20 protein-coding genes are annotated in these 20,032 nt (G+C 46.4%); 6 read left to right on the top strand and 14 right to left on the bottom strand.

Going from position 1 to position 20,032, the window contains the following annotated elements:
- Positions 1-101: 101 nt before the first annotated feature.
- The gene (locus ACUC6J_RS08860) at positions 102-1,283 is read left to right on the top strand and encodes a GGDEF domain-containing protein (protein ID WP_039277035.1); all 1,182 of its coding nucleotides are present in this window, start codon (positions 102-104) and stop codon (positions 1,281-1,283) included.
- Positions 1,284-1,408: 125 nt separating this feature from the next.
- Here ACUC6J_RS08860 and ACUC6J_RS08855 read toward each other — a convergent pair whose 3' ends face one another.
- Together ACUC6J_RS08855 and ACUC6J_RS08850 are read right to left on the bottom strand one after the other, a co-directional pair.
- On the bottom strand, positions 1,409-2,191 hold the full coding sequence (locus tag ACUC6J_RS08855) for a pseudouridine synthase (protein WP_019686917.1): 783 nt from the start codon (positions 2,189-2,191) through the stop codon (positions 1,409-1,411).
- Positions 2,188-3,855, bottom strand: coding sequence for an RsmB/NOP family class I SAM-dependent RNA methyltransferase (locus ACUC6J_RS08850; RefSeq protein WP_039277031.1), 1,668 nt, complete (start codon positions 3,853-3,855; stop codon positions 2,188-2,190). The genes ACUC6J_RS08855 and ACUC6J_RS08850 overlap by 4 nt, the downstream gene beginning before the upstream one ends.
- 163 nt (positions 3,856-4,018) lie before the next feature.
- On the opposite strand from ACUC6J_RS08850, the gene ACUC6J_RS08845 reads away from it, so the two are divergent.
- Entirely contained in the window at positions 4,019-4,546 is a 528-nt protein-coding gene (locus ACUC6J_RS08845) for a thioredoxin family protein (protein ID WP_447250082.1), read from the top strand.
- An 85-nt stretch (positions 4,547-4,631) separates the two neighbouring features.
- On the opposite strand, the gene ACUC6J_RS08840 is transcribed toward ACUC6J_RS08845, so the two are convergent.
- Genes ACUC6J_RS08840 through ACUC6J_RS08830 form a run of 3 tightly spaced genes read right to left on the bottom strand, consistent with a single transcriptional unit; the run spans position 4,632 to position 7,143 of the window.
- A complete protein-coding gene (locus ACUC6J_RS08840) occupies positions 4,632-5,201 on the bottom strand; it encodes a DUF309 domain-containing protein (protein ID WP_031463249.1) in 570 nt (189 codons plus the stop codon).
- Positions 5,202-6,014: a GTP pyrophosphokinase gene (locus tag ACUC6J_RS08835; RefSeq protein WP_016819745.1), complete on the bottom strand. Its 813-nt coding sequence runs from the start codon at positions 6,012-6,014 to the stop codon at positions 5,202-5,204.
- 34 nt (positions 6,015-6,048) lie between these two features.
- Positions 6,049-7,143 carry a quinone-dependent dihydroorotate dehydrogenase gene (locus ACUC6J_RS08830; RefSeq protein WP_025364570.1) on the bottom strand — a complete coding sequence of 365 codons (1,095 nt, stop codon included), beginning with the start codon at positions 7,141-7,143 and terminating at the stop codon, positions 6,049-6,051.
- Positions 7,144-7,360: 217 nt separating this feature from the next.
- On the opposite strand from ACUC6J_RS08830, the gene ACUC6J_RS08825 reads away from it, so the two are divergent.
- Positions 7,361-7,507, top strand: coding sequence for a hypothetical protein (locus tag ACUC6J_RS08825; protein ID WP_016819743.1), 147 nt, complete (start codon positions 7,361-7,363; stop codon positions 7,505-7,507).
- Positions 7,508-7,534: 27 nt separating this feature from the next.
- Here ACUC6J_RS08825 and ACUC6J_RS08820 read toward each other — a convergent pair whose 3' ends face one another.
- The 3 genes from ACUC6J_RS08820 to ACUC6J_RS08810 all read right to left on the bottom strand — a co-directional run bounded on the left by ACUC6J_RS08820 (position 7,535) and on the right by ACUC6J_RS08810 (position 10,800).
- Entirely contained in the window at positions 7,535-8,959 is a 1,425-nt protein-coding gene (locus ACUC6J_RS08820; protein WP_447250081.1) for a L,D-transpeptidase, read from the bottom strand.
- 157 nt (positions 8,960-9,116) lie between these two features.
- Positions 9,117-9,359: a ferredoxin gene (locus ACUC6J_RS08815; RefSeq protein ID WP_013309730.1), complete on the bottom strand. Its 243-nt coding sequence runs from the start codon at positions 9,357-9,359 to the stop codon at positions 9,117-9,119.
- A gap of 160 nt (positions 9,360-9,519) precedes the next feature.
- Positions 9,520-10,800, bottom strand: a complete 1,281-nt coding sequence (locus tag ACUC6J_RS08810; protein ID WP_447250080.1) for a DNA polymerase IV — start codon at positions 10,798-10,800, stop codon at positions 9,520-9,522.
- 292 nt (positions 10,801-11,092) lie between these two features.
- Between ACUC6J_RS08810 and cimA the strand changes: the two genes are divergently transcribed.
- Positions 11,093-12,709, top strand: coding sequence for a citramalate synthase (gene cimA, locus ACUC6J_RS08805; protein ID WP_420540063.1), 1,617 nt, complete (start codon positions 11,093-11,095; stop codon positions 12,707-12,709).
- A gap of 56 nt (positions 12,710-12,765) precedes the next feature.
- On the opposite strand, the gene ACUC6J_RS08800 is transcribed toward cimA, so the two are convergent.
- From ACUC6J_RS08800 to ACUC6J_RS08785, 4 genes are all read right to left on the bottom strand, one after another.
- Positions 12,766-13,395, bottom strand: a complete 630-nt coding sequence (locus ACUC6J_RS08800) for a TlpA family protein disulfide reductase (protein ID WP_447250079.1) — start codon at positions 13,393-13,395, stop codon at positions 12,766-12,768.
- Positions 13,396-13,569: 174 nt separating this feature from the next.
- A complete protein-coding gene (locus ACUC6J_RS08795) occupies positions 13,570-14,307 on the bottom strand; it encodes an exonuclease domain-containing protein (RefSeq protein ID WP_447250078.1) in 738 nt (245 codons plus the stop codon).
- Positions 14,304-15,386 (bottom strand): DUF294 nucleotidyltransferase-like domain-containing protein, encoded by a 1,083-nt coding sequence (locus ACUC6J_RS08790; RefSeq protein ID WP_025364564.1) that lies wholly within the window; start codon positions 15,384-15,386, stop codon positions 14,304-14,306. Before ACUC6J_RS08790 ends, ACUC6J_RS08795 begins: the two co-directional genes overlap by 4 nt.
- 48 nt (positions 15,387-15,434) lie before the next feature.
- On the bottom strand, positions 15,435-16,838 hold the full coding sequence (locus tag ACUC6J_RS08785; protein WP_330707951.1) for an ammonium transporter: 1,404 nt from the start codon (positions 16,836-16,838) through the stop codon (positions 15,435-15,437).
- A 293-nt stretch (positions 16,839-17,131) separates the two neighbouring features.
- Between ACUC6J_RS08785 and ACUC6J_RS08780 the strand changes: the two genes are divergently transcribed.
- Positions 17,132-17,563: a MerR family transcriptional regulator gene (locus ACUC6J_RS08780; RefSeq protein WP_430101024.1), complete on the top strand. Its 432-nt coding sequence runs from the start codon at positions 17,132-17,134 to the stop codon at positions 17,561-17,563.
- A gap of 42 nt (positions 17,564-17,605) precedes the next feature.
- Positions 17,606-18,277, top strand: coding sequence for a zinc metallopeptidase (locus ACUC6J_RS08775; protein WP_016819733.1), 672 nt, complete (start codon positions 17,606-17,608; stop codon positions 18,275-18,277).
- A gap of 98 nt (positions 18,278-18,375) precedes the next feature.
- On the opposite strand, the gene ACUC6J_RS08770 is transcribed toward ACUC6J_RS08775, so the two are convergent.
- Positions 18,376-19,305 carry a LysR family transcriptional regulator gene (locus ACUC6J_RS08770; RefSeq protein ID WP_025364562.1) on the bottom strand — a complete coding sequence of 310 codons (930 nt, stop codon included), beginning with the start codon at positions 19,303-19,305 and terminating at the stop codon, positions 18,376-18,378.
- A 98-nt stretch (positions 19,306-19,403) separates the two neighbouring features.
- Positions 19,404-20,027, bottom strand: coding sequence for a rhomboid family intramembrane serine protease (locus ACUC6J_RS08765; RefSeq protein WP_016819731.1), 624 nt, complete (start codon positions 20,025-20,027; stop codon positions 19,404-19,406).
- Positions 20,028-20,032 lie beyond the last annotated feature (5 nt).

Genomic DNA, 20,032 nt, shown 5'->3' with positions numbered 1-20,032 from the left:
AAAGAAAATTATAACATTTTAACTGGAATAAATCCTGTCTATTGTATCGGAACGATATCGTCCGTTCAATAGATAGATTAATTTTACAAATGGAGTCGGTGATGTTGACGTTGTTGTCCTTATTGGGAACCTTGGGCTCCCCATCTCTGGCCGGGGCCATAAGTGCAGCCTGCGGTTTGTATATTATACTCATGATGGCGCTAATGTGCGTGATCATATATAGCAGACAACGAAAAAAAGCCTATATCCTTTTTTCGGTTGCCGCTATTTTTATTATGACATATGAAGCGATGAATCTCTATTCGGCAGGCGGCGGCCAAATGCAACTGCAGGGAATCGTGTGGAAAAATGCTTTGGAGGCGTTTGCCTTCGTGCTCATCAATGCCGCTGTATTTCAGCTTTACCGAAAGCTAAAGCTTATGGAAAAATGGGTCTTGCTGTTGCTGGCTGCGTTATTAATACTGCCGGTAATGGCTTGGACTTTAGGTTTGCTGCCTACTTGGATTAGCCCAGTGAAGTTGGTTGGATTCACTTTGTTTTATCGAGTGTTAGTGCTTATATTAAGCCTTCTGTTCATCACCCCGCGAATCGGACAGCCAAAGAAATTTATGGCAGGCCTATTCACTTATCTGCTCTGGCTTGGTTTTCTCTGGCTGCGAATTGACATCCCTGAAGAAGCAGACGGATCAAACACAATCCTGTGGATGTCATTTTTACCATTGCTGTACTACACTACGTTATTTGTCATCCTGTTTGAACGGATTGTGGAGCTACTCCAAAGGATTTATCGTTCTTCCATTACCGATGGCCTGACAGGACTGTATAACCGTAAATATTTTTCGGGGCGACTACGACGATATATGGACCAGGGAATCCGCGTGTCGGTCATTTTTTGCGATATTGACAATTTCAAAAAGCTGAATGATACGCAGGGCCATGCTCGTGCGGATGAAGTTCTCAAGCAGGTGGCACAGATTATGGAGGACGAACTGGATGAAATCGGGCTGACCGGACGATACGGTGGCGAGGAACTGGTCGCAATGGTTGTGGATCGTCGGGCCAAGGTGGCGCTGGTCGCAGAACGAATCCGCGAACGTGTTGCTGAGGAAAGCATCGTCACTATCAGTGTCGGACACAGTACTGTGAAGAAGGAAATGAACCCGGATGAACTCGTCAAACAGGCCGATCAAGCCATGTACATATCCAAAACGACAGGTAAAAACAAGGTTACAGCTTATAAGGCAGCGGAAGTGAAACAAAATCGGGCAGCACGCGCACAATAATTCGCAAATTACGATTTGTTATCGAAGACTGCCTATGAATACTGCTCTGTCTAATTGTCTATATCCTAAAATGACGCACAGGAATCTCGTACGAGTCTGTGCGTCATTTATATTTAATCTTACCATCAAGCTTCTGATGTTGCGGAAACTATATCACGGCCGATCAATGCCAGTTCTTCGCTAGTCAGCTCTCGATAGCTGCCCAGTGGAAGCTGATCATCCAGCTTCAATGGCCCCATGGCTGTTCTTTTCAAGTAGGTCACTTTTTTACCAACCGCCTCGAACATGCGCTTCACTTGGTGAAACTTACCTTCATGGATTACAAGCGAAATATAGGAAATGACTTCCCCATCTGCCTGATGCGGCTGTTCATGCCGAAGAATCGTCAACTGCGCGGGAAGGGTGACATACCCATCGTCCAGTTCCACTCCTGCTGTAAATTGAAGGATATCCTCCTCCGTGACAAGTCCCAACACCGTAGCTTCATACGTTTTGGGGACATGACGCCTCGGAGATAGTAGTTCGTGCGCCAGCTTGCCATCGTTGGTCAATAACAATAGGCCTTCTGTATCTTTATCTAGCCGCCCTACTGGAAAAGGCTCGAAATGTCGTTCCTCCGCACTCAGCAAATCCAGCACCGTTCGTTCCCTCGTATCTTCGGTTGCAGATATAACACCTGGGGGCTTGTGCAGCATAATGTAAATATACTCTCTAAAAACAACAAGTTCGCCGTTCACTTCAATTTGATCTTGATATGGATGAACCTGTAAGCCGCTATCCTTGATGATCCGTCCGTTTACTGTGATCATACCTTGCTTTACCTGTCTCTTGATATCACTACGGGAACCATAGCCCATATGGGTTAAAATTTTGTCCAAACGCTGAGTTTGTCTTCCTTTTCCACTCATACCGATGTCCACCTCCAGCCTGTAGGATATTCATTTTTAAGCATGCCATCCTGCCATTTGCCCCACCCGGCCGAATAACCATCAATACACACGAGAGTATAGCCCTTGGGTTGGACTTCATTCCGAAGCTCCATTCTCTCAACAGGGATGGACAAGGTTTCACCTTTTAAATACCGGATGGCTTCAGCGTCCGAGCTGGAAAGGTTGATGCTTCTAACCGCCTCAAAAGGGCGCAAAGCCACCGCCAGTGGATGTGAAGGTACAAAACGACCATTCTTATCGGTTCCCATAAACCAACCCGGACGTACCACCTTAAGCCCGTCCAAACGATGTGATGCCAGCGGCGACTGATAAATTCGATCTCCGTAGACCACCGTGTAGCCTGCAAATGAAACCTCCAACTGCTCCTGAACAAATTGATGATAAGATTCCAACACATCATGCGGGGAGCGTACAGCAGATTTTGCATTTTCTTTGCCCATACGTGACTTGTTACCATCAAAGCCGCGCGTGGTCTTTCCTTTGCCTGACTTTCCGCCCATTCCTTTTCCGGTTCGTTTAGGCTCATCAGTCGTGCGCCTTCCTTGGACACTTGGGAGCAGCGCTTCCTTGACGGGCAAATGTTGCTTCTTGTGCGAATATGCTGCTTCTATTTTTAATATTCTTTCATTCTTGTTCGTATATGGAGCCAGTTCCCCTGACTCAGTGTGATCTGCTGTCGAAGTGACACGACCACCACCCTGATGCTGCAATATGGCGATAAAATGCCCTTCACCCTCTACAAGATGCGGCCATAGGCGTGCTGTACCTCGCAGTTCCGGATGTGCCGATGCAATCTCTTCATTCATCCATTCCGGGTGGCCTGGTGCAAAACCTGCTTCCGAAGGAACAGGGACTACGTTAAAATCGGGATGAGCCTCCAGAAATTCCGCAATCATTCCTTCATTTTCTTCCGGGGCAAAGGTGCAGGTCGAATAGACAATTCTTCCCCCATCGCTCAGCATCGAGGCCGCTACACGCAAAATGTCCCGTTGCATGACCACACATTTTTCTACCGAGTGTGTCTCCCATTGTTTGGCCATATCTTCATCCTTACGGAACATACCTTCACCCGAACAAGGTGCGTCAATTAAAATTTTGTTGAAGAAATGAGGAAAAGCATCTGCGATACGATCCGGGCTTTCATTCAATACCACGGCATTGCGCACACCGTACAGTTCCACATTTTTAGCTAGCGCCTTGGTTCGATCGGCGCTAATATCATTGGTCACCAGTACGCCACTTCCTTGCAGTTTGGCTGCGATTTGGGTTGATTTCCCCCCCGGTGCAGCGCACAAGTCCAAAACAGCTTCACCCTGAGCTATATTGAGCAGTTCAACCGGAGACATCGCACTTGGTTCCTGTACATAGTACAACCCAGCATGATAGTAAGGGTGAAGTCCAGGCTTAGTGCCGTGCGGAATGTAAAAACCTGTGGGGCACCACGGAATCGGCCGCAGTTCGAACGGAGAACGTTCCTTAAAGCCCTCTACTGGAATTTTTAATGTATTGACGCGAATCCCGGCATGGGGCGTGTGGTCATAGGCAGCCATAAAAGCCTCAAATTCATCACCGAGCAGTTGTTCCATGCGCTTTACAAATGCTGTGGGGAGCTGTACACCCATAATCGTAATCATCCTGTCCTGTTAAAATAAATTTTATTGTACCATAATCAACCTGTTATCCGGCAATATCTGTGTGATTTACAAACTTTCACTACAAGCTGTAATGTTGTATAATAATGAGGTTCATAGTTACATATTTTAGATTTTGATAGGAGAGATTCCATTGAACGCACAAAAATCCAACAAAAAAAAGCTTATCCCTGTCATTGGCTTTTTTGTTGTGCTTGTCATTTTGCTTGGAGTGCTGCTCGCTTTAAACTCGGGCACTAAAAACAAGCTGTACGGCGTTTCCACAGCCTCGTTAAATCCTGCTACCCAGGAACTGCTAAATGATCCGAACTATCAGCAAATTATTAAGCCAGAAGATTTACAAAGTAAAATTGACAAAAAGGAAAGCTTTTTCGTCTATCATTTCGCTTCCGACTGTGTTCACTGCCGTGCCACTACTCCCAAGCTCATGCCTTTGAGCAAGCAGGAGAATATCACGATGCACGAATTTAACCTACGTGAGTATGAGGCTGGCTGGGACAAGTACAAGATTGAGTATACTCCCACGCTTGTTTATTACGAAAAAGGCGTGGAAAAGGAACGTATGGTTGGTGGATTGAAGGAAAGTCCTTCAGACAACGGATACACACTCGACGATTTCAAAACCTTCTTTGAGAAATATAAAAAGAACGCGACCTCTTAGACAAATCTCCTCACGTCTGACAATGATAAAGCAGCCCGATCCCTATAAAACGGATCGGGCTGCTCGTTTATTATGCGCTACAACATCAAGGCGCATCCTTCGTTTCCACCGTAGCTGAGCGTAAGCTGCCAGCAGCCTGTCTTCGCCTAATCGAAGCTTCCAGCGCCTGCTGACGCTGCTCATGCTTTTCGCCACGCCGAGGACCTCTCTGCTGAGGGACGTTGACCGGAACGGACAACGCTGCCTTCTCCACGGCCCGACGCAGCCCAGGTTCGATGATTTCAATCGTCAAGTCCCGATAAATCGGCGGTTGACGATGAAGCTCTTCCGAACCTTCCATAACAGCTTCAGCAAGCTGCCGGGCGCAAGCGCGCGCCTCGTCTACCAGCTTCGCCATATTAATACCCAGCGCCTGCGAAGAAGCATGTTCCAACCTGTGTACCGCACTGTCCAGCATCATGTATCCACCACGATAGTTACCATTGCGAAAATGATACAGTCCTACAGCAACTTGCAGCAAACCTTTATATACAGGGTCTCGGTCCAGCTTAAGCCACAGCTCTTCCAGTACCTCATGACATTCAAAGTAATCCCGATCCCGATTGAAGTATACCAAATAAGTCACGTACAACGGTTCATAGGAAGGGTTCACCATTTAAAACTCATCCCTGTCTTCTTCCTTAGTTGAAGCTTCCAGCATCTCCTTGACCTCATCATGCAGCTGCTTGATTCCTTCCATGTCGTGCCGCTCCCACAGTTCATTAAATCTGCGCTGCGCCTCAATCGTTTCACTAATTTTATGGTAGAAATACAGACGATGCATGCCTGTTAGGACTTTGGATACGATATTGGCTTCATCCTCAAACTTCTTCTGCGCTTCCAATATTTCAAGGCGGATGGAAGACATTTCATTATCCAGCACAAAGGCTGCCTCAGCCGCTTTTTTCAACCGGGCTCGCATATCATCCGGTAAGCTCTCACGATACTTATAGCTAAGAGAATGCTCTATGGTTGCCCAAAAATTCATAGCCAACGTACGGATTTGAATTTCGGCTAGTACGATCTTTAACCCCACTGCTGTCTGAACCGGGTACTCCACAATCATATGAAAGCTGCGATAGCCGCTATCTTTATAATTGGTGATATAGTCCTTTTCATACAATACCGTCAAATCCTTACGTCTTCGAATATATTCGGCTACCCGCCGGATATCCTCTACGAATTGACACATAATGCGAATGCCGGCGATATCCTCGATCCCCGTCTCCAGCTGATCAGGTGGAACCTGTAATCTCTTCGCCTTATCGAGGATGCTGGATATTTTTTTAACCCGTCCAGTTACGAATTCGATAGGAGCGTATTCCTCGCGCTTTTTCAGCTCCGCACGCATTGTTTTGAACTTGACCTTAAGCTCTTCCACCGCCTGATCGTATGGCAGTAAAAATGTTCCCCAGTCTCTTCCGTCCATCCCCGTACCTCCTGTCTCTTCCGACAACACTTTTTTATCTGTGAGCTGCACCAACAGCCTCGGTAATATGTCTAAAGCCGTCCTTTCGAAGCAACTCACGCAGACCGGCATGTATAGCCCGGTTTACTTCCGGCCCCTCATAGATCAATGCTGTATAAATTTCAATCAGGCTAGCGCCTGCTTTAATTTTGTCATAGGCATCACGACTGGTAAAAATACCGCCTGATCCAATAATAGGCAGCTTCCCTTCCGTCTGGCGGTACACCCGTCCAATGACCTCTGTGGAACGGTCACGTAGCGGCTTACCACTCAATCCTCCGGTTTCACTTGCATTCCGATGCGTCAGACCAGTTCTGGATATCGTCGTGTTCGTTGCAATAATGCCGTCCACTCCGCTAGCTGCAATCGCATCCGTCATATATTCCAATTCCTCGTCCGATACATCCGGCGCAATTTTGACCAGTACAGACTTGGCTTTACCATACTTTGTCGCCTGAACTCCCATCTCTGCCCGAACCGCTTCCAGTAATGACTTCAGTTCACTGCCATGCTGGAGTTTTCGTAAATCCGGAGTATTGGGTGAACTAATGTTCACTACAAAGAAGTCCGCATACGGATACAGTGCGGAAATACACTTCTCATAGTCCTTATGGGCATCCTCATTTGGCGTGACTTTATTTTTGCCGATATTAACAGCAACCGGTACAGGTCGATGTTTAAGGGTAGCCAAACGTTGGGCCATGCTCTCAGCACCCAGATTGTTAAAGCCCATCCGATTGACTAATGCCTCATCGGGAGGCAGTCGAAACAAACGGGGCTGATCATTGCCGGGCTGTCCGACAGGTGTCACCGTGCCTACTTCCATAAAACCAAAACCGATGGAAGAAAAACCGGCAACCGCTTCAGCATTTTTATCCAGTCCCGCAGCCAGTCCAATCGGGTTGGGAAAATGAATGCCAAACAGGTCAACGGCAAGATCCTCCGTTTCCTTGACTCCATACATCCCTCGCAACGTCGCCGCACCACCAGGAAGTGAGCCAGCATGTTTTAAGCCGTCAATGACTACATGATGGGCCCTCTCTGGACTCATTTTGAAAAAAACAGGTTTCGCGATCCTTCGATACAACACGATTCATCCACTCCGTTCTATGCCCTTGCACAATCCTAAAAAAACATCTCTACAAAATAGTTTAGCTTTTTCCATACCAAAAAGAAAGTAATTTGCGAGGTCCAACATCAGAACAATTCAGTTGTCATGGAGATGTCATTGAAAATGTATAATCAAACCATTTACAATGGACATAGTAAGACAGGATCTTAGCCCGCAAGAAAAGAGGGATGCTGATATGAAGACCAAGCGTAAACCGCCCAGTCTGCAAAAGAAAAAGGATGAGGTGAACAAGAAAGCGATCGTATGGACCGCTATCAGCTTTGTTCTACTCATCATTGTGATTGTTCTGGTCATTGTTTTAGCACAAGCAGGAAATCGTTAATCAACAAGTAACAGCGGCACCACAACGTTAATTTAGCCAGTGATAGGTTTTGCGGGGATTCGTCTGGTCGTGCTGCGGCTCACTCGTAAATCGGGAACCAGGTACAAGCACTTGATCAGGCAGTCCCCCGTTACCAATGACCACCTCCGTACCTGAAGGTACGAATGCAAACAATTCCTCCACGTCTTCCTTCCCCATGCGGACACAACCCAGTGACTCATTTTTGCCGATACTGTCTGGCTCGTTCGTACCATGGATAGCATAATTCGTTGCAGACAGTTGCATACCACGGCTACCAAACTCACCGTTGGATTTGCCGTTCGGATTTACGACTTTATCGGTAATCACAAATTTCCCTTCCGGTGTTCTTTCTCCGCCCAAACCGATGGGATAATTGCGAATAAGTATATTGCCGCTCACCAATGCTAGCCTGTGCTTGGATTTGTCTATCACAATTCGTAGCGGTTGCCCCAGAAAAGGACGCCCGTGCAATGACGATGCCAGCAATAGACTTTTCTCAGCCGCTGCGCCAGTGTTCTGATCTTTCCCTGTTCCCTGTCCTGGAGAAGCAAGTAAAGTGCGCATAGGTGTAAAAGCCTTCTTCATCCCGTCAGTCGTACCGTACATCGTGTTATCGGGAAAATCTCGGGTTAGTTCCTCAAGACTCTGGGGAAGACGTTGATGCTGCGAGCGAAAAGCACGCATGGCGCTATTCAGCACAGCCAGCTCTTCCTGTCCGGCAGCCCATTTTAGACCTGTTATGCGGAGGGTTTCACTATCTGATGGCTTGCAAGCACATGCAGCGGCGTCGTAAGACTGAACAGCTAATCCGCCGTTTCCCTTGTTCTGTACACTAAGTAACGGCTTCATGCCTTCTCTCCAGATCAGCCACGCCCCGCTCTGCTCCATGCCCAGCACCGTGGTCTTGGACGGCATTTGACTCGTCTTTGCCAACATATCCGTAAGCGCTGTTCCAGCCCCACTTCCTTGCCTGGCTTGAGCCGTAAACACACCACCAACATAAGTCTCACCGTTCTGCGCCCTCTCCTTTGGATCTGCAGTAGCCACTTTTGCAACTTCGGCATGATCAATCGCTGCGTCCTCAGTTCCGGATGGAACGGATGCGCTCTCAGGTAAAGTGCTCGGTGAATTGGCTGAAGGGACCCAGATGAGCAGAAGTACCATTAACGCAGTTAGAAGGTGGCGTGTTCGAGCGGTTCTCCGCTCCTTCTCCTTAGACATCTGAACCAGTTTATCCTGATATTCCATCCATACGTCTGCCGGAATCTGTTTATGCTCAAAGGCTTCGAACACTTCCCCTGCACGATTGAAGCAATAATTTGCTTTGCCCTCCTGGCCGCTGCTTTCATACTCTTTACCGAGTAAATACCAGGCCATTTTATTATCAGGGTGCTTTTTTACATACGATTTAAGATGAGGCGAATGGTCCATCGGATCCTCCTGATCGTGTAATCTTGCTTACTATTATGTATATCGGTCACAATAGGTCTGATGGACAGCACATAAAAAAAACAGCACCGCCAGCATACTTTCACCGTTATACGGCGAAGGGTACTGGCGGTGCTATGCCTGTCCAAAAAACTTACACTTAACCTTCTTTATTAAAAGGTTCGTCTGCAACTTTAATGGAATCTGTAGGGCAACCGTCGCAAGCATCCTGCATATCATCAAACAGGTCTTCCGAGATCGCCTTGATGCCTTGGTTTGCATCCCCTTCAAAGATCACTTCAGCCAAACCTTCATCATCATAATCATAGATGTCTGGTGCTGTAGCGCCGCAGGCTCCGCAAGCAATGCATGTATCTTTTTCTACCCAAGTGTATTTAGCCATAACTTTTCTCTTCCTCCTATACAATCGAACAAACCAGCTTTTGCATTCTATTCACATATTAATACAAACCCAATATTATTACAAATTATTTTCCTTTATCCTTCATGCAAAAAACGCTTATAGCGTGTGTTACTGATACAACAATAATCCTCCCCGAAGTTCACTCTGGAGTGGGTAGATTGTCTTTTTGCAGCGAAGTTCCGCGCAACTTGGAATTACGAAGAAGTAACGAAGGATCATCTCCCAGCATCCCCGCAGTCAAAATCGCATTTTCACCAAACTTATCGCGCAGCGCATCCATCGTTTTCAGTAAACTTTCTTTTTTAGGCTGGTCCTGGTATTCAAATAGATCTAATTGAACAGCCGCTTCCTCCTTAGGAATGAGCTGTTGCAGCGTAATCCCCAACAAACGCACCGGCTTATCCTCTCCCCAATGGCGACGATATAATGCACAAGCTTCCTTATATATGTCTTCTGCACTTTCCGTAGGCGTACTCCTGACTTGAGAACGCGTAAAGGTCTTCATATCCGGGGTCCGAATCGTCAGTTGAATACCTCCTGCCAGCATACCGTGCCGTCGAAGCCGCCGGGCTACCTGATCACTAATGTTAAGCAGTACCCTTTGGGCTTCTTCGAGCTTTACTACATCCATAGGCAAGGTGGTGGTGTGCCCGATGGATTTGTTTGGCTCCCGCTCAGTGCTGACTGGAGAATGATTAATTCCGTTTGCCGCCAATTTTAACCAAGAACCCGTTACACCAAATATGCTAACCAGCATGTGTTCATCTGCCTTAGCCAGTTGCCCAATGGTACGAATGTTCATTTGTAGAAGCTTGTCTGCCGTTTTTCGGCCCACACCAAACAACTGCCCACATGGAAGGTTCCACAAAATGTTGGGTACATCACGCAAACGTAGAACAGATATCCCGCGTGGCTTTTTCAGATCAGAGGCCATTTTGGCCAGTAGTTTGTTGGGCGCTACCCCAATTGAACAAGGCAAGCCTAGCTCTTCTTCTACTCTACGCTGGATTTCCTCGGCAATATCCAAAGGTGTTCCAAACTGCTTGGAACCGGAAATATCTAGATAACATTCATCAATTGAAGTTGCTTCCAGCATAGGCGTATACGAGTAAGCAATACTCATAAATGCTTTGGAATAACGACGGTATAAATGAAAATCAGGCTGTATTACGATGAGCTGCGGACAAATCCGGCGAGCCTGCTGAACAACCATCCCTGTTGAAATGCCCAATCGTCGTGCTTCATAAGAGCAGGTTACAATTACACCCTTGCGCAGCTCACTGCTGCCTGCCACTGCGGTAGGCAATCCTTTATATTTTTCCGGCTCCTCCGCTGCATGAACGGAACAATAAAATGCGTTCATATCCACATGCAGAATAACTCGTCCACCAACCGGATAATAAGCACTGACATCTTTCATGCTCAACCCTTCTTTTTAACTGTAATTCACTCGTTAGATCAGGAATATGTCCTTTGATTTTATACTTGGGTTACCCTTGAATGCTATTCCTATTTTACATAAAAAATATAGGTTTTGTGTTCAAAAAAGATAATTATATATTACATTTGAAGTCATTAGTTGTTATAATCGACTATCATACGAACACGACAAACTAACGCTTTCCTGTTTTTAAGCGTTAAACAACTAAATTAATGTGCTTAAAAAAGCAGAGCATCACCAATCTGAGCAATCTGCGAAGGAGGAGTCCCTCATGTCCACCGCTATTTCTATCTTTGACACAACGCTGCGAGACGGCACTCAAGGAGAAGGAATTAGCTTGTCTGCTGATGACAAATTGAAAATCGCCAAAAAACTCGATGATCTCGGTGTTCACTATATTGAAGGCGGGATTCCCGGGAGCAACAGCAAGGATATCGAATTTTTCAAACGGGTACAAGAGCTGGGGCTTCAGGCAAAAATTGTCGCCTTCGGCAGCACGCGCCGCAAAGATAGCATCGCAGCGCAAGATGTCAATCTGCAACGGATTCTGGAATCCGGCGCTCAGGCCGCTACTCTAGTCGGTAAATCATGGGATTTTCATGTACACACTGCTTTACAGACAACATTGGAGGAAAATCTGTCTATGATTTACGACTCCATCGCCTTTTTAAAGCAAGGGGGCATGGAGGTTATTTTTGATGCCGAGCATTTTTTTGACGGATATAAAAACAACCCCGAGTATGCACTCGCCGTTATGAAAAAAGCTGAGGAAGCAGGCGCGGATTGGCTCGTGATGTGTGATACCAACGGCGGTACCCTGCCACATGAAATACAGGAAATTGTTACTACGCTGCAAAGCCAGGTAACGAAGTCACAGTTGGGCATTCATACACACAATGATTGCGAATTGGCAGTAGCCAACTCACTCAGTGCAATTCAAGCAGGCGCAAGGCAGGTCCAAGGTACCATCAATGGCTATGGTGAACGATGTGGTAACGCCAACTTATGCTCCGTCATTCCGAACTTGCAGCTCAAGCTGGGCTACGACTGTCTAGATCCCGAGAAGCTAAAACAACTCCACAATACGGCTCGCTTTGTGAGTGAAGTCGCCAACGTCAATCTGCCTGTAAACCAGCCTTATGTTGGCAATGCTGCTTTTGCCCATAAGGGAGGCATTCACGTGTCAGCTATTCTGCGCGACTCACGAACCTATGAGCACATCGCTCCCGAACTGGTGGGGAACAAGCAGCGGGTCTTGGTCTCCGAATTGGCCGGACAAAGCAACGTTGTGTCCAAGGCGCAAGAACTGGGCATCACCCTTGATCCGTCCAGTGATGAGGCACGTGGTGTCATTAGTCGTATCAAGGAGCTTGAGCATCAGGGATATCAGTTTGAAGGCGCGGATGCTTCGCTGGAATTGCTTATTCGTGAAGCTGGCGGTGAAGTAAAGGAAATGTTCTCATTTGAATCCTTTAAAGTGCTAGTGGAAAAAACAGCGGGCCGATCGGTCGTCTCCGAGGCCTTCTTAAAGTTGAATGTTGCAGGGACAAGTGTCTATACCGCAGCTGAAGGGAATGGTCCTGTCAATGCACTTGATAACGCACTCCGCAAGGCTCTTTCTCAATATTTCCCAGCCTTGCGGGACATGCATTTGGCTGACTATAAGGTGCGTGTGCTTGACGAAAAAGACGCCACTGCCGCCAAGGTACGCGTGCTCATTGAGTCCAAAAATTACGAGGACGTCTGGAGTAACGTAGGTGTATCTGAAAATGTTATTGAAGCGAGCTGGGAAGCTCTCTTGGACAGCTTCCGTTACGCATTGCTGGAAGCACCAACTCCAAAAAATGAACAAACAGAGCTTACTCATCACGGTTTAGTTAACCACTAATCAAGTACAAGCATGAGCTAATAAAGTGACTTTGGCGGTCTAATCGGCCCCTAAAGTCACTTTATTTTTTGAAGAGCTTCTATTTTACCCTCCAATTCCCGTTCACTGAGCATGCCGATTATGATTTCTCGTACCTGTCCATGATGGTCAATCATTACATGAGTTGGAAAAGCCGCTCCTCCAAATTGTTCAAAAAATGCTCCTTGTTCATCCAGTAAAATGGGGAATCGGAGGGCCAAAGAACGGGAAAACTTCTGCACATCCTCTAATCGATCATAGCGGGTTACATTGATGCCATACACATCTACAGCATGTTTGTATTTACTATACAATTCATTCAGCATAGGCGCTTCTAATCGGCACGGATCGCACCACGAAGCCCAAAAGCTAATGATCATCGCTTTATTTCGCGGAGCCCCTACATCGTAGGACTTTCCGTTTAACCCCTTTAAAATCATAGAAGGAAGCTGTTGTCCAAGTTTGATTCTTTTCATTACCTCTGCCGCATCTGATTCAGTCCCTACATTCTTCTCTATTTCAAGCTCTTTTTCACCCTTGTATTTTTCTTCCAACCGTGCATTTCTCACGGGAAGGCTTGCTGCATTGACTGTGTTTGCAATAATTCCCCATGAAGCCCCAACCATAACCAATACCATTATTGCTCTGATGAAAAGAAATCTTTTCAAAGTCTTATCACCTATCTTTCATCTAAATGACCTTTATCCTTCCCCATAGGATGCCCATACTGCTCCCACCTCTAACCTTCTACAATCTGAACAGGACACAAAAAAAACAGCAAACCCACGAAAATCGCGAACTTGCTGTTATTATGTGAGGTCAGATGTTATGCCTTGTACTGATCAGGCATGGCTTAAATGCGCGTAGATATCTGCCAAATTGGTCACATTACGCTTCAGCATTTCCTGAACATACGCCACCCATAGCTTAGCGGTCATCTTCGCATCCTCTAACGCATGATGCCGCCCTTCAATCGGAATGGATTGATAGGCCAACAATTCATCCAAACTATAGGTTTGGTGTTGCTGTGGCTCCAGCCATTTGGCGAGCATCATTGTGTCTAGTACACGGTGAGTTAACTGAACTTTAGATGTTTTCCATAGCGCAGCATTTAAAAAGGCCTTATCATGAGCGCTAGCATGCGCTACAAGCACCCGTCCACCTACAAAGGACATAAAGTCATGCAGTCCATTCATAAGCGGCGGAGCTTCATCCGTCATTTCCCGGGTAATCCCAGTTAGCTCAGTGATGTGTTTAGGAATCTCAGTCCGCGGATTAACAAGCGTATAAAACTGCTCTTTTTCCATAATCACATCCCCGACTACCCGAATCGCTCCGAACGATAAAATCTCATCTCCATGCTGTGCCGAAAATCCTGTTGTCTCCAGATCAAAAACTACCGTCTCCAAACGCTCCAGCGGGGTACGCAATACTTCAGAACGCCGTTGTTCCCGTGTTAAGGACCGAATAAACGCCATCTTCTGAGCCGTAGGAGCCCCCATTACAGATGCGATTGCCGACGGTACCCCTCCTCTGCGGAGAGCACTCCAGAAGCCACCTCCCTGCGCCGGTTCCTTCATGACCTTCTCCCTTCCATAAATCGCAGCTGCCTTTGCAACGCACGATGCAGCCGTCGTACTGTCGAAAGAGCCTCGCGCAACTCATGCCAGCCTTTCCCTTGCTTCAGCGGCTTGACAGCCAAATAGCCATTACTGAGAAGCAACCCACCCTTCTCCTTTACCGGAGTAGCCATTCGAAGCTGAAGCGCGACCCGAAAGGCTCGCTCGCAAGCATCAAGTAAAGGCAACGGTGCCGCTTCAAGTGATGCGAGACGCCTGAGCCTTTTCAGGGTAGAAGTTTCCTCTACACCATGTTGCAATGCCAAAAAACGGACGGCGTTCACCAACGGAATGTATAACCCATATTTCACATCAAAATCGCCTGCATGCTCACCGAATCGCTCGGTAACGATCTGACCTAAAATATTAAGTGTCGCTTTATGCCTTACCGTGTTCCTAAGTACGGCTGAAGGTAAATCGGGATGTTTGCGGAACAACTTATAAAAACTTCGCTTCCATTCTGCAGACAATTGCTGATCGCCTGCGATATGTCTCATATCAGACGAGATAATAAGATAACGAATCGGCTCCCAAGCAAAATCTTCCGACCATTTGGATAGCTGTTCTTGCCATCCAGACAATGTATGGCGCCACAATGGCTCCGAGCACATCACTTTCCCCTCGCATTTGGGATATCCCAAATACTCTAGCATCGCAGACACTCTGCGACCAAACTCGCTGAAATACAATTCTTTGTCAGCAGACACAAGGTCACTGATAATCATACCGTTATCCTGGTCACTCCACAGCGTCGATTCCGAGCGCCCCATGCTTCCGAAGGCTATAAATGCGTAAGGGACGGGAGGAGGCCCAAAGCCATCCTCAACCATCCCTTTTTCGCACATTTGTACAGCTCTGGCTGCGATGCGGTCATGCATTTTATTCACCGTTCGTAACCAGTCTGATAACGGAGCGGAGGCTTGGGAAGCCAGCAGCCATTTCTGAGAATCGATCCTGGCCTGCCTTAACGACTCAGGTGTGTCTGCATGATCAATCGCTTCGGCGGAACTCACCCAAGAGGCCATATTTTGCAGTTCCATACTTCCATCTCCTCCGCTCATCCATACTGGCTCTTTATATTTTACATATTAGCTGACAATTCCAGAACGCTTTTCAGCTTCGGTAACTAACTTCATTTGCTCTGGATAGCCGTACGTACCGTGTTCACTGATATCAAGTCCCATCGTTTCTTCCTCTTCCGTAACACGAATCCCCATAATAGCTTTCATCGCACCCAAAATAATGAAGGAAATGACGAATACGAATGCCAAAGTGCCAATCAGTCCAAGCAACTGTACTCCTAATTGCGTAAAACCACCACCATAGAACAGGCCCGCTTGACCTACACCTGTTATTTTTACAAGCTCAGGAGTAGCGAACAACCCTGTGGATACCGCGCCCCACATCCCTGCAACCCCATGTACGGAGAAAGCATATACCGGGTCATCTATTCTCGCACGCTCAAACCATTGCGCTGTAAAGAAAGTGACGATCCCTGCAACTGCGCCAATGACCAATGCCGCCCAAGGTGCCACAAAGGCACAAGAACCCGTAATGGCAACCAAGGCTGCCAGCACACCATTTAGCATAGCCGGAATATCTGCTTTTCCGTATACCATCCAAGATACGAGCAATGCGAAAACTCCGCCTGCCGCCGCAGCAATATTTGTAGTCAGGGCTACATATCCAAAGAATCCGTCATTCATCGCAGAAACAGCACTACCTGGGTTAAATCCAAACCAGCCAAACCAGAGAATAATAACACCCAGGATCGAGTACACCTGATTATGACCAGGGATAATGTTCGGCTTGCCATCTTTATTAAACTTGCCCAGACGCGGTTTGAGCAGCAGCGTAGCGACGAGTGCCGCCGTAGCACCTGTCAAATGGACTACTGTTGAACCAGCGTAATCCTGCATTCCCAACTTGCCAAGCCAGCCACCGCCCCATACCCAGTGAGCTACAACTGGATAGATCACGATGGAGAACAAAATACCGAAAATAATGTATACACTTAATTTTGCACGCTCTGCCATCCCCCCGCATGCGATCGAAAGAGATACCGCAGCAAAAGCAAAGTGAAACAAAAACATAATCGTAATTGGAACATCCAAACCTGAAAGAGTATCAAACGATGCAGCAGCATCTGTCCCGCTCATGAAGAAACCCGTCAGCCCCATAAATCCGTTACCACCATCATTGCCGAAGCCGAAGCCAAATCCGAGAGCCCAGAAGGACAAAGCCGCAACACCCGTCGTGAGAATCGTTTTACCAGCGACATGACCCGCGTTCTTCATTCGTGTCGAGCCTGCCTCCAGCAATGCAAATCCCGCTTGCATGAAAAACACAAGTATAAATGCCAAGAACGTAAAGGCCGTGTTTAGTCCAGCTTGAAGTTGGATATTTGTGGGCCCGTCAGCAGCGAACGCACCTACAGGAAAAGCCAGAACCGTCAGCATGGCCAATAATACAACTAACCACTTTTTTCTCATGAAGACCACTCCCTCGAATGTTAGGTTTCTTTACATTTCGTGAAATTCTTATTGTCATTATAAGCAGAATACATGAAAGTTGACAAGATTTTTTTTATTATGTTAAAAAAATAAGCCTTTAAATCTTCCATGTCATATTTTCTGACTATATAAATAGCTCGTTTGTGTTCATCAAAAGCATAACGTTTGACTGTATGGTTGAGGATCATGTAAAATATCCTTTATAAACTCTCGGTTTAAGATGTTATTATTGAAGATTGAACGAAGAGCGCGAGGTGAAGACAGATGGGGATATGAAGCTATATCGAATTGGTGAACTAGCCAAAGCGGCTGGTGTCAGCGAACGAACGATTGATTATTACACTAAACTCGGTTTGATCACACCTGAAGAACGATCATTGAAAAATTATCGGCTTTATAATGGTGAAACCTTAAGCAGGCTTGAACGTATTAACCAAATGAAACAAGAGAAGTATAGCCTCGAGGAAATCAGACAGACACTGATTAAATGGAACTCCGTTGCAGGAGAAGAGCACGTCACTGACAAATTAACGAGTCTAGAAATGCACATGCAGCGTCTAGAGCGTGAAGTCAATGAACTACAACCTCTTCTCGGACAGCTCAAGCCCGTCCAAGCTCGCAAGCTGCTTACCGGTCTTTTGCCACAAAGCGCTGCTTGTATTGAGGCTTTGAAGTATCTGTTGGAGCATAGTTCTATGATGTAGATACCCGAGCTAGTAGTATGAACAATAATGGAGGGTTGCTTTATGATGGGTATGTATATATTGATTATTCTTGCGTTCGGATTATCCTTATGGGCGCAATTTCGTGTAAAAGGTACGTTTAACAAATGGTCTGATGTTCCAAATGAAAATGGACTGACTGGTTATGATGCAGCTCGGCACATGCTAGATCGTAATGGCTTGCACGATGTGCCTATTGAGCCAGTACCTGGCGCGCTATCTGACCATTATGATCCGATACAACGAGTGGTGCGCTTGTCTGAGCCCGTTTATTACGAAAAATCCATTTCTGCGGTTGCTGTGGCTTGCCATGAAGTCGGTCATGCCATCCAACATAAAGAGCATTACCCTATGCTGGCACTTCGCCACCGGATTTTTCCGATTGTAAACTTTGCTTCCGGGATTGCACCATTTCTGCTGATTGCCGGTTTCTTATTTAGCTTTACGAACCTGATCGGTCTGGGTATTATCTTCTTCTCGGCTACTGTTGCTTTTCAATTAATTACATTGCCAGTTGAGTTTAATGCATCTAATCGCGCACGGGAAATCATGGTTTCTGAAGGATTTATCCGTAGTGATGAAGAACGTGGTATAGCTAAAGTTTTAAATGCTGCTGCATTGACCTATGTGGCTGCAGCTCTCGTTTCCTTGCTGGAACTGATCCGCCTAATCGGCATCTTTAATAGCCGGGATTAATCACTTGTGTTGCAAAAAAGGTTGTTCCTCCACCAATGACGGTAGAGGAACAACCTTTTTTTTCTTGATCTTAAGCCAATAAACTATACTTAGTACCCTCAATCTGCTTTTGCCGTTTTGTTCGAAGTAGCAGCATTACCATGAAGGCCAAAATATTGCAATAGAAAAGTTCGGAACGATTTAGCAACTAATGGAAGCTTGTCATCTCTGCGATGAATCAAGCCAATCGTTCTTGTCACCTCTGGATCAACAATCGACACCCTTGCAGGTTGCAACGGGTTAGTCTGAAACAGCGCCATTTCAGGCAGAAGACTAACCCCCATACCTGCAGCTACTAATCCGCGAATCGTATCAGTCTCTTCGCCTTCAAAAGCAATATCCGGTGTAAATCCAGCCTCCAGACAGGCCTGCCAGACAATCGGGCGTAACGAATATCCATCTCTGAACAAGATGAATTTTTCTCCCTTAAGCTGGCTCAATGTGATGTGTTCGGCTGAAGCCAAAGGATGATTAGGCGGGAGAACTGCAAATAACTCCTCGGTTAACACCACATCCCCCTCGACATGGTCATGTCGATCTGGAAAAGGAGATACAAAAGCCAAATCCACCTCACCCGCTAACACATCACGAATTAAACTCGGGTACATTCCTTGTTTAAATCTGAATTTAACATTGGGATACCGCTTACGGAATTCAGCCACCACTGTAGGAATAAGATGAATCCCCAAACTGTGCGGAAAACCGATACGGATTTCGCCCCCCTCAGGGTCTAAAAACTCATGCACTTCCAAAACAGCCCGCTCCAGGTCTTTCATGATCGTTTCCACCCGTTTGCAAAATAGCTGTCCCACTGGCGTAAGCTGCAGATTGCGACCCTTTTGCATAAAAAGATTAACTCCCAGCTCTTCTTCAAGCTGATGAATTTGCCGACTTACCGCAGATTGCGCCACATGTAGCTCCTCGGCTGCCTGAGTGACATGTTCTTTTTGCGCTACTTTCATGAAGTATTGCAACTGTCGTAATTCCACTCCGATATTCGCTCCAATCTGTTTTTCAACATCCGAAAGAAGATGTCCATCGAACATCATCCTCTTTCTTACCCTGATAACTTACGATAAAGCTGTCTTTAGTGACGTTTGCGCTGGCCAGTTAATCTAATCAATAATCCATAAAAGAAAAACCCACTGAGCAATCCCCCAAAGTGAGCGGTCCAGTTAATGTTCGCTACAGCAAAAGAAAACAGAATACCAAACCCAAGCAACGTGTACAGCGTTTTGCGCGAAGCATCATCCATCAAGGAACGTTGGAATAAGGCAACGTACAGAAACGCCCCATAGATGCCATAAATCGCTCCTGAGGCTCCTACAGAGACTGTCGTTTCCGCCAGCATGTTGTAATGTGCAATGGACAGTATATTCCCTACAATGCCCGTGACTAGATACAATAACACATATCGTAAGGACCCGAGCAAACGCTCCAGTGGAGGAGCGAATACAAGTATTGCAAAGGAATTAAACAGAAGATGATCAAAGCCTGCATGTAAAAACATAGCTGACACATACCGCCACAGCTGGTCAGTGAATGGCGCCTCATTAATCAAAGCCCCATACCGGATCAGCGTCAAACTATTTTCCGATCCACCTTGCACGGTCAGTACAATAAACATCACAATATTGATAAGCAAAATCAGACAGGTTACCGGGTAAAACCGTAAATAACTTTTCCAGTTCTCATAACGTAAAAAAATCAAGGCAA

The organism is Paenibacillus sp. JJ1683 (assembly GCF_053006485.1).
Note: the sequence above shows the minus strand (reverse complement) of the source record. Positions and strands in the feature narration are given on the sequence as shown.

Coding starts and splice junctions, on each gene's coding strand:
- ACUC6J_RS08825 (WP_016819743.1), top strand. CDS start 7,361: ATGAAGACCAAGCGTAAACCGCCCAGTCTGCAAAAGAAAAAGGATGAG.
- ACUC6J_RS08785 (WP_330707951.1), bottom strand. CDS start 16,838: ATGAGAAAAAAGTGGTTAGTTGTATTATTGGCCATGCTGACGGTTCTG.
- ACUC6J_RS08860 (WP_039277035.1), top strand. CDS start 102: ATGTTGACGTTGTTGTCCTTATTGGGAACCTTGGGCTCCCCATCTCTG.
- ACUC6J_RS08855 (WP_019686917.1), bottom strand. CDS start 2,191: ATGAGTGGAAAAGGAAGACAAACTCAGCGTTTGGACAAAATTTTAACC.
- ACUC6J_RS08820 (WP_447250081.1), bottom strand. CDS start 8,959: ATGGACCATTCGCCTCATCTTAAATCGTATGTAAAAAAGCACCCTGAT.
- ACUC6J_RS08840 (WP_031463249.1), bottom strand. CDS start 5,201: ATGGTGAACCCTTCCTATGAACCGTTGTACGTGACTTATTTGGTATAC.
- ACUC6J_RS08810 (WP_447250080.1), bottom strand. CDS start 10,800: ATGAAAGATGTCAGTGCTTATTATCCGGTTGGTGGACGAGTTATTCTG.
- ACUC6J_RS08775 (WP_016819733.1), top strand. CDS start 17,606: ATGATGGGTATGTATATATTGATTATTCTTGCGTTCGGATTATCCTTA.
- ACUC6J_RS08835 (WP_016819745.1), bottom strand. CDS start 6,014: ATGGACGGAAGAGACTGGGGAACATTTTTACTGCCATACGATCAGGCG.
- ACUC6J_RS08795 (WP_447250078.1), bottom strand. CDS start 14,307: ATGAAGGAACCGGCGCAGGGAGGTGGCTTCTGGAGTGCTCTCCGCAGA.
- ACUC6J_RS08780 (WP_430101024.1), top strand. CDS start 17,132: ATGAAGCTATATCGAATTGGTGAACTAGCCAAAGCGGCTGGTGTCAGC.
- ACUC6J_RS08815 (WP_013309730.1), bottom strand. CDS start 9,359: ATGGCTAAATACACTTGGGTAGAAAAAGATACATGCATTGCTTGCGGA.
- ACUC6J_RS08790 (WP_025364564.1), bottom strand. CDS start 15,386: ATGGAACTGCAAAATATGGCCTCTTGGGTGAGTTCCGCCGAAGCGATT.
- cimA (WP_420540063.1), top strand. CDS start 11,093: ATGTCCACCGCTATTTCTATCTTTGACACAACGCTGCGAGACGGCACT.
- ACUC6J_RS08850 (WP_039277031.1), bottom strand. CDS start 3,855: ATGGGTGTACAGCTCCCCACAGCATTTGTAAAGCGCATGGAACAACTG.